Origin of the sequence: Fictibacillus nanhaiensis, from assembly GCF_042686385.1 — a bacterium.
Lineage (GTDB): Bacteria > Bacillota > Bacilli > Bacillales > Fictibacillaceae > Fictibacillus > Fictibacillus nanhaiensis.
Genome location: NZ_JBHUPF010000006.1, coordinates 2,095,528 through 2,110,303 on the forward strand (window position 1 = coordinate 2,095,528; position 14,776 = coordinate 2,110,303).

Annotated in this window: 10 protein-coding genes and 1 other annotated feature; of the genes, 2 read left to right on the plus strand and 8 right to left on the minus strand. The window is 39.3% G+C overall.

Annotated features, from left to right (window positions below):
* Positions 1-30: 30 nt before the first annotated feature.
* The 4 genes from ACFS5O_RS14365 to abc-f all read right to left on the minus strand — a co-directional run bounded on the left by ACFS5O_RS14365 (position 31) and on the right by abc-f (position 7,279).
* The gene (locus tag ACFS5O_RS14365) at positions 31-1,809 is read right to left on the minus strand and encodes an ABC transporter ATP-binding protein (protein ID WP_205726261.1); all 1,779 of its coding nucleotides are present in this window, start codon (positions 1,807-1,809) and stop codon (positions 31-33) included.
* Positions 1,806-3,545 carry an ABC transporter ATP-binding protein gene (locus tag ACFS5O_RS14370; RefSeq protein ID WP_205726260.1) on the minus strand — a complete coding sequence of 580 codons (1,740 nt, stop codon included), beginning with the start codon at positions 3,543-3,545 and terminating at the stop codon, positions 1,806-1,808. Before ACFS5O_RS14370 ends, ACFS5O_RS14365 begins: the two co-directional genes overlap by 4 nt.
* A 222-nt stretch (positions 3,546-3,767) precedes the next feature.
* Positions 3,768-5,309 (minus strand): FAD-dependent oxidoreductase, encoded by a 1,542-nt coding sequence (locus ACFS5O_RS14375; protein ID WP_205726259.1) that lies wholly within the window; start codon positions 5,307-5,309, stop codon positions 3,768-3,770.
* A 350-nt stretch (positions 5,310-5,659) separates the two neighbouring features.
* Positions 5,660-7,279 carry a ribosomal protection-like ABC-F family protein gene (gene abc-f, locus ACFS5O_RS14380; protein WP_205726258.1) on the minus strand — a complete coding sequence of 540 codons (1,620 nt, stop codon included), beginning with the start codon at positions 7,277-7,279 and terminating at the stop codon, positions 5,660-5,662.
* A gap of 396 nt (positions 7,280-7,675) precedes the next feature.
* Between abc-f and cbpA the strand changes: the two genes are divergently transcribed.
* Positions 7,676-8,326 carry a cyclic di-AMP binding protein CbpA gene (gene cbpA / locus ACFS5O_RS14385; RefSeq protein ID WP_066394129.1) on the plus strand — a complete coding sequence of 217 codons (651 nt, stop codon included), beginning with the start codon at positions 7,676-7,678 and terminating at the stop codon, positions 8,324-8,326.
* Between the two features lie 42 nt (positions 8,327-8,368).
* Here the strand turns inward: cbpA and aroA are convergent, their stop codons facing one another.
* The 4 genes from aroA to aroC are packed head-to-tail and all read right to left on the minus strand — an operon-like array spanning position 8,369 to position 13,024.
* Positions 8,369-9,652: a 3-phosphoshikimate 1-carboxyvinyltransferase gene (gene aroA / locus ACFS5O_RS14390; RefSeq protein ID WP_205726257.1), complete on the minus strand. Its 1,284-nt coding sequence runs from the start codon at positions 9,650-9,652 to the stop codon at positions 8,369-8,371.
* Between the two features lie 14 nt (positions 9,653-9,666).
* Positions 9,667-10,764: a prephenate dehydrogenase gene (locus ACFS5O_RS14395; RefSeq protein ID WP_205726256.1), complete on the minus strand. Its 1,098-nt coding sequence runs from the start codon at positions 10,762-10,764 to the stop codon at positions 9,667-9,669.
* Between the two features lie 16 nt (positions 10,765-10,780).
* On the minus strand, positions 10,781-11,854 hold the full coding sequence (aroB, locus tag ACFS5O_RS14400; protein WP_205726255.1) for a 3-dehydroquinate synthase: 1,074 nt from the start codon (positions 11,852-11,854) through the stop codon (positions 10,781-10,783).
* Positions 11,855-13,024, minus strand: coding sequence for a chorismate synthase (aroC, locus tag ACFS5O_RS14405; protein ID WP_066394119.1), 1,170 nt, complete (start codon positions 13,022-13,024; stop codon positions 11,855-11,857).
* 107 nt (positions 13,025-13,131) lie between these two features.
* Positions 13,132-13,341: a binding site (T-box leader), on the minus strand.
* 315 nt (positions 13,342-13,656) lie between these two features.
* Between aroC and ACFS5O_RS14410 the strand changes: the two genes are divergently transcribed.
* Positions 13,657-14,736 carry a bifunctional 3-deoxy-7-phosphoheptulonate synthase/chorismate mutase gene (locus tag ACFS5O_RS14410; protein WP_066394116.1) on the plus strand — a complete coding sequence of 360 codons (1,080 nt, stop codon included), beginning with the start codon at positions 13,657-13,659 and terminating at the stop codon, positions 14,734-14,736.
* The last annotated feature ends 40 nt before the right edge of the window (positions 14,737-14,776 follow it).

Here is a 14,776-nt window from a genome sequence, read left to right on the forward strand (position 1 = left end):
GGCAATTTAAGCTTAATGGCTTAACCAAATCTAACTACTAAATGCCTGTGTACCAATATCCGCTTCTCGTTTAAACAACCTGCTGTATACACCATTATCAGACTTCAGCAACTCCTCGTGAACTCCGTCCTCAATCATGACTCCGTTCTCGATGACAATCACTCGATTAGCAGCCAAGACAGTTGAAAGTCTATGCGAAATAATAATGAGCGTTTGTTTTGATTTTCTTTTATTGATCGCTTCATTAACTTGAACTTCTGTGATGGGATCTAAAGCAGAACTTGCTTCATCAAGAACTAAGATGGCTGCATCTTTTACTAGAGCTCGTGCTAATGACAACCTTTGTTTCTGTCCTCCAGATAACAAACTTCCTCTTTCACCGACAAGGGTGTCCAGTCCTTCAGGAAGGGTAAGTAAGAAATCTCCAAGACCGCTGTCTTGAAGAGCAGAAATCAATTCATCATCTGTCGCTTCAGGTTTGGCGATTCGTAGATTATCTGCTAAAGAACCATTTCGAAGCTGTACATCTTGTGAAACAATCGCAATTTGTGAGCGAAGCCACCCAGCATCTATCGTTGAAACGCTCTCTCCGTCAATAAAGATTGCTCCACTCTCAGGCTCATACAGTCGCAATAATAAATCTACAACCGTTGATTTTCCAGATCCACTTGGTCCTACAAGTGCTACTGCTTCTCCGGGCTTTACTGAAAATGATAAACCTTTTAAAACTTTATCTTCTTTTTCAGGATAACCGAATGCAACATCTCTAAATTCGATCTCTCCTTCAACTTCTTTAGGTATAAATCCTTTTTCGGTTTCAGCACACGATACATCTTGACTAAGTAAAAGTTCTGAGCGATCTAAAGCCGGACCGGTTCTTCTTACGGAAAGCCAATTTCTTAACATTCGTTGCATCTCATTTGCAGCGATAGCTACAAGACCTGCTGCAGTTAGCATCTGACCTGCTGTTAGTTTATCGTTCCATATTAAGTATGCGCTAAGTCCATAAACGACAGCTAATGCAAGACCGTTGTAGCTTCCAATCACTACAATGGATTGCATCCTAGCTTTTAATTCGTGACGAGATTCTTTTATGAACGATTTTCTAATCTCGGCTACACTTGAAACCTCACCATCAGAAACGCCTAACACCCTTGAAAGATGGATGCCGGTTACAGATTCTCGAAGTCTCTCAAGATAACGAGAAGCTTCTTTTCTCGCATTCGCTGAAGATTGACGTGTCCGTTGACCGACTGCGTTTGACGTTAGATAAAAGATAACCCCTAACACAACACTCGTGATCATTAAATAGGGATGAATCCAAAGAAGGACGATGCTGTATAAAATAACACCTTGTACAGATGCCATAAAGGTCGATCCTTCCCATGCTAGGAAGTTATGAAGTGTATCTGGGTCATCCGAAACTCGAGCCATCATTTCACCGGATTGGTTGTTTTGATAAAAGGAAAACGGTAAGTTCTGCAGATGTTTAAAGAGTCTTAATTTTTGCCAGTTCGTTACGGTCTTTGCGACTTGATGACAAAAATATTCATCGATAACCATCAGGATTAAATCAGCCACAGCAGCAAAGATTAATAGCCACATCAACCCCCATAGAAGTTGATTGGACTCACCAGGTAAAATGGAATCAACGAGCCAACCTAGTGCAAGTGTCGGGATTAGAGCAGAGAACACTTGAGATACGGCAATCACAAACGCGTCAGCAAACACCCATTTTTTATGTGGCTTTAAAAAGGCTAGAACGCGTCTGCCATCTCGATTTTTTTGTTTCAATTCTGCCTGGCTCATATCGCTCTCTCCTTTTCTAACTCACTGTATTGCGCCATATAAAGCTCGTAGTATTTTCCTCGCTCTGCTAGAAGTTCTTCGTGCGTACCTGATTCGGCTACAACACCCTTGTCTAAGAGTACGATTTTATCTGCATCCCTCACGGTGATCAGCCGGTGAGCGATCGTGATCGTCGTTCTGCCTGGTATGAGTTCTTCAAGAGCGGACTGAACGCGTTCTTCTGTTTCCCCATCCAGTGAAGAAGTTGCTTCATCAAAGATTAATAGTGCAGGGTGTCGAAGGATAGCTCTTGCAAGTGCAACACGTTGTCTTTGTCCACCAGAAAGCTTAAGTCCACGCTCACCAACGATCGTTTCATAGCCTTCTGGTAAAGCAGCTACAAATTCAGTAAGCCCTGAGGCGTCACACGCTGCATCTAAATCGGCTTGAGTTGCATCTTTTCTTCCATATAATAAGTTCATTCGCAGTGTGTTGTTTAAAAGAAACGTTTCCTGTGAAACGACTCCTACCTGCTGACGAAAAGAATTTCTATTATACGCAAACAAGTTTTGTTGGTCGATTTCAATAGAGCCTGCTTCAGGTTCATAAAGACCAAGCAGCAATTGGATGAGCGTCGATTTTCCACCTCCGCTAGTACCGACGATACCAATGTGTTGGCCAGCTTTCATATTCAATGAGACGCCTTTTAACACATATTCTTCGTTGCCCGGATAACGAAACCAAAGATTATCAATATCAATATCCCCTCGAACAGGTTGCATCTTTGGCAGATCATCTTCATGTTCTTTTGGTAGATCAAAATATTCATAGATTCTCTGAAGAGCAGGAATAGCCTGTTGTATGATCAATGCATTCTCAGCTAGTGAACGAATGGGAAAAAACATCGTAGGAATAAACCCTAAACAAGCAACAAGTGTACCGACAGAAATTGTATTATTCCAAACTGCTATTCCTCCAACAAGCATGACTACGCCTGGTGTAGCGATATTAAATAGATTACCAAGACGCCAGTTTACTTTTCCGATCAAAGCGGCACGTATGGAATAATTCTTCCAATCTGTAAGCTTTGTATCTTGTGTATGTATTTCTCTTTCTTGTGTTTGAAACGTACGAACTAGTCTCGTTGATTCGATACTTTCTTGAAGGTGGTGATAAATATCTGCACGCATATCCCTCTGAACCGCACTCATTTTTCTCATAGTGGTTCCAAGTTTAAAGGATGGATACAAATAGATAGCAAATACACAGAACATAACGATTGCGACTGGCCAGTATAGAGCAAATACGGCAATAAAAGCTGCTACCGCACTTACTACTTGCTGTACGAATCGAGGTACCACCGTATTATTTAAATTTTGGACAGCTTCTACGTCATGTGTAAGTCGATACAGCATATCTCCTCGAGGTGTAGTCGTAAAAAAGGACATCGGTGTTTTATGTAACCTCCCAAATGCACGCATTTGCATATCAGTGATAACATCTAAACCGATCTGGATTTGAATAAACTCTTGTAAGGATTCAAATATCACCTTAAATAAAAAGGAGAACAGAACACCTGCAACGAGCCAACCTATCATATCTGTCATTTGATTCGGCAGGATTTCATCAACTAGCTTTCCTGCTAAAATAGGTGGGATTACGGTAAAGGCACCACCGATTAACGAACAAATAAAAGCTAGAAGAAGCCCCCTCCAATAAGGCTTAAAATGCTTTAACGTCTCTCTCAAAAGCTTCATATTTATTTCCCCCTCTCGCTTTCAAGCACTTTATTTTATACTAAATTCATAAAATTTTCATTATTTTTACTTGTTATTTTTTTGAAATTTCATAAAAGACTTATACAAATTGTAAGCAATATATGAATCATGTTGACTTTATATACGAATTTTGCGATCTGAAATACATAAAAAAAGACTTATTAAAGCAACGCATACTTTAATAAGTCTTCTCCTATTGTCTTATTGTAACTCTACACGTTTAAGCGGTTTTTTGGCAGGTCCTTCAACGACTGAACCATCGTATGAAAAGCGTGAGCCGTGGCAGGGACAATCCCATGTTCGATCGCCACTATTCCATTCTGTTTCACACCCGAGATGTGTACAGGTCGTATCAACAATATGAAGCTCTCCACTCGAATCTCGGTAGGCACCACATCGCTCACCATCGACAGTCACCGCACATCCTTCATCTTTGTTTAGACTTCTAGGGTGTTTTGACGGTTTGTCTAACTTACCAGAAACAAAATGTTTTGCAACGTCTGCGTTTTCCTTTATAAACTGTTTAATATCTGATGGATCAGCTTGAAACCTTTGTGGCTTGTAGACTTCAGCGTAATCATTCTCTCTACCTAGGATAAGATCTGTAATGATTAATGCAGCAAGTGTTCCTGTCGTCATTCCCCACTTCTTGTAACCTGTAGCCACCAAAATGTGATCATGCTTATGTGTAAGCTTACCTATGAATGGTATTTTATCGAGTGTGATCAAATCTTGTGCTGACCAACGATAAAGAATTCTTTCTAATTTTAATGACTTTTTCGCTTCCTTTAATAATGCCTCATAGTGCTGATGTGTAGGAATTCCCTGTCCTGTTTGATGACTTTCTCCACTGAGTAATACAATTTTTTCACCGTCCTGTAAGATAGAACGATAAGAGAATGAAGTTTGATCAACTCCCATATACATCCCGTTCGGAAAAGCATCTTGTGTTTTAACGGCTAGAACATATGAACGCTCTGCCATCATCCTTGTAAAATAAAAACCTAGACCGTCAAAAAAGGGAAAATGTGTGCAACAAGCAACAAAGTCAGCGGTAATTTTGTGTCCGTTACTTGTTTGCACAACAGCTTTTTTGTCATTCTCTTCTAAAATATCTGTTGCTGTTGTGTTTTCGTAGACCGCAACACCTAGTATCTCCATTTCTTGTAATAACGCGGTTAAATATTTCACAGGATGAAAATGCGCTTGATCTCTCATCACAAGTGCTTTTTTATGCGGTATGTTAAAAGGCAGTTTTTCAACTAGTTCTCCATCAATCTCTAACTTTTGATAAGCACCTGCTTCTGTTTTAAGTTTTTTGATTCCTTCCTCGGTGTTTGCAAATAGATAGGCATCGTGTTTTTCAAAGTTACAATGAATATTATTTTGTTTAACAAGATTTTCTATAAACTTCCTAGCGTGTTCATTTGATTCATAATATAGACGTGCTCGATCTAATCCGATATGTGAAATAAGGTGATCATAGATGACATCATGTTGAGAAGTAATCTTTGCCGTTGTATGACCAGTTGTTCCATTGATCACTTTCCCTGCCTCAATCAATGTAACTTTCTTTCCTTCTTTAGCTAGAAGATAAGCGGTTGTGATTCCGCTAATCCCTGCTCCTACTACTACAACCTCCGTTTCATGATCTTTATTTAAAACCGAATATGTAGGTAGTTCTAATTGCGTTCTCCAGATTGGTTCTGGAAACTGCGGCATAGTATTTTCATACTTACTCATAAGGTACCTCCTGTTTAGAAACGTTTTCTCACCATTATTCCCAATACTTCGAAAGAACAATCAGTATAGACTATTTTCATATAGCTCAAAGCTTTTAAAAGCAGTTGATTTTCGTTCCATGTCAACGTGGAACGCAGTGAGACACATTTGTCCGTTTCCCTTATTGGTGTCTCACCTGGCTAGCTAATTTATCTAGACAAGTGGAGACTCTGTAAAGCAGCAGGTGCTCACCGCACGACTATAGAAATCGAACAACCTGGGGTAAAAACCACCGGTATAGAAAACCACAATTTATTACCAAAAAAAAAAGGCTATTAAAAATAACCTGTTTCTCAGTTGGATAGTTGAATTTAATTGTTTATTCGTTTTTCAAGTGCATAATCAAAATTCCCTTTATAACTCTCTAGGCTTCCCTCTTCTAACCAAATGGTACGCTCAAATAGTTTGTTCATGAAATAGCGGTCATGTGAGACTGATAGGACCGTTCCATTAAACTCTTCAAGTGCTTGTTCTAATGCTTCACGTGAATCAATGTCCAAATGGTTTGTCGGTTCATCCAAAATCAAGAAATTGAATCCTTCATATACAAGCTGTGCAAGTCTCAGTCGTGTTCGTTCTCCTCCGCTTAGTTCATTTCCTTTTTTATAAACAGATGCACCGTAAAACAAAAACTTTGCTAGATGGTGCCGAGCTTCTCCTTCTTCCATCGGGACTTTATCTCTGAAAATATCAAGTATTGTTTGATTTGATTCAGAAGTAAGTCCCTTTTGAGAAAGATAACCAATAGAAACAGATGGTCCAAGGTTTATCGTACCGCTGTTGTGGTCCAGAGTTTGTAGGGTCTGTAGCAACGTTGTTTTTCCTGAACCGTTTTTACCGACGAGAGCTAGCTTCTCACCATATCGAATCTGTAGTTCAAGATTACTTAATATTGAACGACCTTCGATTGATTTACTAAGCCCTTTTATCACTGCAACGTCCTGCCCGCTTCTCTTGTTTACTGAGAATTCAAATGCCGCTTTTTTTCGTTCCAGTTTAGGGCGTTTCATACTCTGTATTCGATGAAGTGCTTTTTCCATGTTCCTCGCTCTTTTGAAGAACTTTTCATTTCCTGAACGAGCACCCCAGTCTCTTAGTTGTTTGATTGATTCTTTAATCTTTTTTATCTTCTTTTGCTGTTCTTCATACTTCTCAAATTCTAATAATAGGTTATTTTCTTTTTCTTTTAGAAAACCTGAATAACTTTGATGATAAAAGGTGCATTCACCATCTTCTATATCAATAGTCTTTGACGTCACTTTATCTAAAAAATAACGATCATGGCTAATAATAATAACAGAACCTTTATATTTTTGAAGATAGCTTTCTAGCCAATTCATCGTTTCAATGTCAAGGTGATTGGTAGGTTCGTCTAGAAGTAGTAGCTCAGGTTCTTTTAGTAATAAACAAGCTAGACCGACCTTCGTTTGTTCCCCTCCACTGAGTTGTATAAATCGTTGATGAGATAGTTGAGTAAGTCCTAAACCACCTAAAACGCCATTTATCTTTGACTCGATGGAATAACCGTCAAGCTCTTCAAATTCTTCTTGCAACCTGTAAAGCCGATTTAAATTTTTCTCTAATCGTTGCGATTGCTGTGGATCACTTAACAATGTATTAACCTTCTGAATTTCACTTTCAATATCTTTGATTTCTTGAAACGTTGCAGAAACTACGTCATATACACTCATATTCTCTGAATGCTCAGGAAGTTGTTCCAAATATCCGATCTCTGCATCCTTCCTGATGGCTATAGAACCTGAGTCCGGATGGTCAACCCCGCTTAGCAGCTTAAACAGAGTCGTTTTCCCTGAACCATTTTGTCCGACTATACCTACTCGGTCTTGATCGTGAATTTCAAAAGATATGTTTTTTAGAATCTCGTTTCCGCCATACATTTTCTTAACTTGATGAACAGTGCATATAATCATTTTATTTTCTCCTTTTAATCCAATGCCACTGTCCTTTTTTGTATACAAAAAAACCATGAGCAACATACCTGCCCATGGTTACTAACAATTAAAAAAGGATAGGGTAAGGTTACTTTGTGATGTACTTTCATGTTTTAACTGAAAATGGACAGACTCCGCCAATTTTTGAAAATACATAAGTAATCGCACGGAAAACGACCAACCAGTCAAACATTTGTACACCTTTAAGCATGCCTTACACCTCCTTTTAAGAATTTATAAAATATTCTAGTAATAGTATATGGTATTATTACTTAATATGCAATTAGGAATAAAGTTAAATAAAAAGAAAGGTTATTTGCTTTTTTTGTCGAAATAGTTTTAAATATTTATATTATTCTGAAAAGGGTGTGTACTATGAAAGTAAAATCCAACTATCTAACTAAATCTAAAGTAACGTATGTTACAGAAAACATGTCAATCAGCGAAGCGCGATATACCATTATTCAATCCGGGTATCGCTGCATACCCGTTTTAGATGAATCCGAACAAAAATTTGTAGGGCTTCTTTTTAAAGAGACTACATCTGATTATATTATTGATAATGTCGGTTCAGTTAAAGATCATGTTAGTAGAATTGTAGAAGAGAAAGACGCATTTATTCATGAGAATACGGCTTATTTCAAAGTGCTTTTCACGATCAGACGCCTGCCGTTTATGGCAGTTGTTGATGATGATCATAATTTCCTAGGAATCATTACTCATTCAAAAGTAATGGATATTCTAGAAGATTCTTATGGTATAAAAAAGGGCGGCTACTCTCTAACCGTTTCTACTACAGAGGGAAAAGGTTCGTTAAGAAAACTATTTACAGCAATCCATGAAGAATACAATATTGAAGGTGTTTTCACTCAAGACGCGGGTAAGCAATTTCTTCGCAGAGTTGTTATCACTTTCAATGAAAGTGTATCGCGTGAAGAGATTGATGAACTGGTTCACCGAGTGGAAGCGAATGGGTTCAAGGTGGCAGACATTGAAGATCTACGAACTTTTTCAAGCGTTCAATAATACAAAAAAACGTTCCCGTTTAATAACAGGGAACGTTTTTCTTTATGATGAGAGGACATTCAGTTGTTCAAAGAATGAAGGATATGAAACAGCAATCGCTTCACTGTTTGTAAGTGTTGTTTCGCCTTCCGCGATACAAGCGGCTACACTTAACATCATTCCGATCCTATGGTCACCGTAACTTTGTACAGATGCTCCGTGTAATGTAGACTTACCATGTATGATCATACCGTCTTCTGTAGCTTCTATATTCGCACCCATTTTCTTAAGTTCATTCACAACGGTTTCGATTCGATCGGTTTCTTTCACTCGAAGTTCATGTGCGTCTTTTATGATTGTCTTTCCTTCTGCTTGAGTTGCGGCCAAAGCTATGATTGGAATTTCATCGATCAATCGAGGGATAAGATCTCCTTCGATTACCGTACCTTTTAAATCAGAGCTTTTAATGACTAAGTCTCCGAAAGGTTCTGATGCTTCCTCATTTATATTTTGGTAGGTGATATCTGCCCCCATTTCGTTAAGTACATCCAATATTCCGGTACGTGTTGGATTCAACCCTACTTTTCTTAGAGTAATCTCACTGTTTGGAACGATCGCACCTGCTACTAAGAAGAAAGCAGCTGAGGAAATATCACCTGGCACTTCAATATGAGTCCCTTTCAACTTCTGTCCACCTGCGACCGAAACAGATAGATCATCCGTTTCGACTTCAACTCCAAACGCTTTTAGCATGCGTTCTGTATGGTCTCTCGATTTGAAGGGTTCTTTTACAGAGGTTGTTCCTTCTCCATCTAATCCTGCTAGAATAATAGCGGATTTAACTTGAGCACTAGCGATTGGAGAGGTGTAATGAATACCTCGTGTTTCTCCGCCTTTAATGTGAAGTGGAACCTTGTTTCCTGAATCATTCCCATCTATCGTAGCACCCATTTCTTTTAAAGGTTTAGTAACACGATTCATTGGTCTTTTTGCGATTGAATCATCACCTGTTAAGATTGATTCAAAAGGTGTGTTAGCAAGAATGCCTAGCATCAGCCTAATCGTAGTTCCCGAATTCCCAACGTACAAATCTTCTGAAGGTGGAGTTAATCCTGTGAGTCCTTTTCCTTCTACTGTTACTTTTTCACCTTCTTGTTGAATTGAAACGCCGAGTTTCTTGAAACAAGAAATAGTACTTAAGCAATCTTCACCTGTTAGAAAACCTTCTACTGTGGTTTTACCCTCAGCGATCGACCCAAACATGACTGCTCGATGTGAAATAGATTTGTCACCAGGCACTTTAATAGTTCCCGTTAGTCGTTGAATGGGTTGTAATCGTTTTGTCATAGAATAGTGCCTCCTTATAAAGTAATTTGAGTTAAATAATTCTCATTCTGTAGAATATCTTGTGCTTGGTCTCGATCATTATCATCTTGAAAACTCAATCGAAGTACCCCGTTTAGTCCTTCTCTTACTTCTAAAATACTGAGGTTGATTATGCTGATCTCTGATTGTGCCAAAAGAGCAGTGATATGAGACAGAGCACCTACTTTATCGAGGATATCCACATATAGATCTGAAAACGGATGAATCGCACCTTTAGAACGAACAGGTAAGGAATCTCGGAATGATTTTGCTCCATCAAAGTAATCATAGAGTTCCGATTCATCTCCCTTTTCTACGAACTCAATCACCGTATCCATCTCATTTTTCCACTCATTTAATAGTTTAAGAAGATGTGACTTATTTTGACTGACAATATCACTCCACATTTTAGGAGAGCTTGAAGCAATACGCGTAATGTCTCGAAATCCTCCTGCTGCAAGTTGCTGAATCAGCGGTTTTTCCTTCGCATGATGTTGCGCAATCCTCACAAGGCTTGAGGCCACAAGATGCGGAAAGTGGCTTATGATTCCAGTAAGAAAATCATGTTCATCTGGATCAGTAACGAGAAATTTTGCTCTTGTCCCCTTTAGCCAAGTCTTTGCTTCATCGATATCTACTTCAGTAGTTACGGAGTTTGGTGACAAAAAATAAAAGGCATTTTCCAACAGATGTACCTTTGCACTTTCCACTCCTGTTTTGTGTGATCCAGCCATAGGATGACCGCCAATAAAACGAATTCCAGAAGCGGCCATTTTCTCAGCTTTATTCATAATGGATTTTTTTGTGCTTCCAACATCCATAACAAGCGCTTTAATTATAGGTGATATGGAAGCTAATTTTTCCATCACCTGTAACGTTGCTTCAACAGGTGTTGCAATTATAATTAGATCTGCTATTTGGGCAATCCTAGTAAAGTCTGTAACAGCTTCGTCAATTACGCCTATTTCTGCTGCCGTTACACTGTTGTCAGCATAAACGTCATACCCATAGATTGTTGCTTCGTGTTCTTGTTTGATAGAAAGAGCGATTGAACCACCGATCAATCCAACCCCTATTAGTAAGACGTTCTTCATTTATTCATACTCCTTTTTATATCTCTCCTATAAAAGAAGATAATTTACTCTCTAATTCTTCTGAAGTATAAGGTGATAGATAAGGCTTACCGAAACCGTTTAGCAGCACCATTTGAATCATGCCCTTTTCAGCTTTCTTGTCTTTCTTCATACGATTGATTAATGAGGAAGCAGATAAGTGCTTAGGAAATGACGGAAAACCTAATGTTGTTAACCACATTTTCAGTTCTTGTCCTAAAATTTCAGTGTCCTCGTTTAGCGAAAGTGCAAAAAGCATACCTAATGCAACTGCTTCACCATGAGTGATGCCTTTGTATTGAAGCTCTCCTTCTATAGCATGACCGAGTGTGTGGCCAAAGTTTAAATAAGCACGAATTCCTTTTTCTTTCTCGTCTTGTGTGACGATAGCATTTTTTATTTTGATGCCTTGTATAAGAGCTTGCTGTAGAGAATCACCTTTTAGATCATCGATCGTTTTTACATTTTCTCGCAATGAACGATATAGATTTTCATCAGCAATCAATGCGTGTTTAATGACCTCTGCAAAACCAGATCTTTTTTCGTTTCCTGGTAAGGTGGTTAAGAAATCTGTAGAATAGATCACCGCTTCAGGTTGATGAAATACCCCGATCATGTTCTTACCCTCAGGGTGGTTAATACCCGTTTTTCCACCTACTGCACTATCATGTGCGAGTATAGTAGTCGGAATTTGAACAAAGCGAATTCCTCGCATATAGGTTCCTGCGACAAATCCAGCAAGGTCTCCAATCATTCCGCCTCCAAGTGCAATAACAACAGATGTCCGGTCGAGTTCTTTATTTAAAGCAAAGCTTTGACAAGTCATATAGTTCTCGAATGACTTTTGATCATCACCAGCCTGAATCTGTATCGTTTCATAAGTAAAGGCATCACCGATCACATTTTGTACGGTTTCTAGATAAAGGTTTCCAACGTTTTCATCCGTTATGATCAAAAGGTTCTTTGGTGATGGATTCAGGTTTTCAAGGACTACGTTAAGCTGATCGATTACTTTATCACCAATAAAAACAGGATATTTTTTTGAAGGTGTTGTTATGTCTATCGTGTTCATTTAAAACACCCTTGCACGTTCTTGGTGTTGTACGATGTTTTTCTTTATCACTTCCATGTTATCTTGTCCGAATTGATTAACTAGAGCACTTGCCAATTCCCAGGCCACAACTGATTCTGCTACAACACTAGCAGCAGGAACTGCACAGCTATCAGAACGTTCGATGCTTGCCGCAAAGACTTCTTTCGTTTCAATGTCTACACTATTAAGCGGCTTGTACAGTGTTGGAATCGGCTTCATCACACCACGAACAACAACTGGCATCCCAGTCGTCATTCCTCCCTCAAAGCCTCCTGCGTTGTTTGTTCTTCTTGTATAGCCGCGTTCGATATCCCAAACAATCTCATCATGCACTTCACTTCCAGGTTTTCGTGCTGCTTCAAAACCAATACCGATCTCAGCACCTTTAAATGCATTGATACTCATAATTGCAGCTGCTAATTTAGCATCGAGTTTATTATCATAATGCGTATAACTACCAACACCTACTGGCATACCTTCTACGATTACTTCTACAACCCCACCGATCGAATCGCCGTTTTCTTTTGCGGTATCAATCGCTTCCATCATCGTTTTTTCAACATTTTTATCTAGACATCGGACAGGCGAGACCTCGGTTTTTTCGCGAAGTTCGGTTAACGATTCATAAGAAGTATTCTCAGCTACGACACCACCCAGTTCTAACACGTGGCCACCAACTTCAACTCCAAGCTCTTTTAGTACCTTTTTCGCTACAGCTCCTGCTGCTACCCTAACCGTTGTTTCTCGAGCTGAAGAACGTTCTAGCACGTTTCTCATATCTCGATGGTTGTACTTGATAGCACCATTAAGATCTGCGTGACCTGGTCGAGGTCTTGAGATCACTCGTTTCACTTCTGCGTTCTCTTCTTCAAGAGGTTCTGCTCCCATGATCTTTGTCCAATGAGTAAAGTCTTTGTTCTCAACCACGAGTGTGATCGGCGAACCAAGTGTAACTCCGTGACGTACACCACTTAAGATTTGAACCTGATCTTTCTCAATCTGCATACGTCTTCCACGTCCATGCCCTTTTTGACGTCTAGCAAGTTCCTCGTTAATATCTTCTGCTACTAGAGGCAAACCTGCTGGTACACCTTCAATGATTGTTGTGAGTTGAGGGCCATGGGACTCTCCTGCTGTTAAATATCTCATTTTCTATTCCTCCTGTTTGCCTGTTATTTTATAAAAAAAACATTTCCTAACCTCGATGATCCAGTTACGTTTTTAGTTCTGATTGTACAAAAAAATCCCTGCTAATAAGCAGGGACGAATTATTATCGCGGTACCACCCTGACAGCAAATAAACAACCTTTGCCACCTTCATTTTGTTAACGGAATTTTTCCGGCTTTTTTACAAAAGCTTGCTCAAGAATTGTAATTCATGAAAGGCTGTGTACTGATTTGCACCACCATCAGCTCTCTAATAACAGGGAACCATTCCACTACTGCTGTTCTATCATTGCGATTTGTTTTATAAAGTTATAAACAGTTTTAGCACGTTGAAGCGCTGTTGTAAAGGAAATTCATTCATTTTTCTTAAAATTTACATTACCTACATCTATATGTCAAAAAGCTTGTTAGACTGCGTTAAAATAATTTTTTATCTTTTTTCGTGTAAGTACTTGACATTCTTTTGAAATCCCTTTAAAGTTACAAACAATACTTTATGAGACACACGCTTTAAAGCGCGAAAGTGTCTATGTAACGATGTATATAAATAAGCCTATGAGCGGCCGCGATATAGGAACTAATGACAAGAGTATAAATATGGGGAGGAACCACACATGTCAAACGAATTAGTAGACTTACGCAAACAGATGGATGATATTTCTTTAAAAATCTTAGAACTTTTGAACGAACGAGGAAACGTGGCACAACAAATTGGAAAGCTTAAAGAAATGCAAGGGGTTAAACGCTTTGATCCTGTCAGAGAGAGAGAACTGCTTGATCTAATTGCTTCTCATAACGATGGTCCGTTCGAGACTTCGACAGTGCAACATATCTTCAAACAAATCTTCAAAGCAAGCTTGGAGCTTCAAAAAGATGACAATCGAAAAGCATTACTCGTATCTCGTAAAAAGAAACCTGAAGATACAATTGTAAATGTAAAAGGTGAAAAGATCGGTGATGGAAATCCTCACTTCATCATGGGTCCTTGTGCGGTAGAAAGCTACGAACAAGTAAAGCAAGTAGCTGAAGTCATTGCAGAAAAAGGTTTAACGTTAATCCGGGGTGGTGCATTCAAACCGCGTACGTCTCCTTACGACTTCCAAGGACTTGGACTAGAAGGATTAAAAATTCTTCGTAAAGCAGCAGATGAACATCAGCTTGCTGTTGTAAGTGAAATTCTAAATCCTAACGATATTGAAATGGCACTAGATTATGTTGACGTAATTCAGATCGGCGCACGTAACATGCAGAACTTTGATCTGTTAAAAGCAGCTGGTTCTGTAAACAAGCCTGTATTGCTGAAGCGTGGGTTAGCTGCGACGATTGAGGAATTCATGTACGCAGCTGAGTACATCTTGGCTCAAGGGAACTCCCAAGTCATTCTTTGCGAACGCGGAATTCGTACGTACGAAAGAGCAACAAGAAACACGCTGGACATCTCTGCGGTACCTATTCTTAAAAAAGAAACGCATCTACCTGTAGTCGTGGATGTAACACACTCAACAGGGCGCAAAGACCTTCTCCTCCCTGCTGCTAAAGCGGCAATGGCGATCGGTGCAGATGCAGTTATGGCTGAAGTGCATCCTGACCCAGCAGTAGCGCTATCTGATTCAGCACAACAGATGAACATTCCAGAATTCCACGAATTCATGGATGCGCTACTAAACAAAGAAAAAAAGAAGATTCATTCTTAATAGAAGGAAAAAAGCCTGGCTCGCTGAGTCAGGCTTTTTC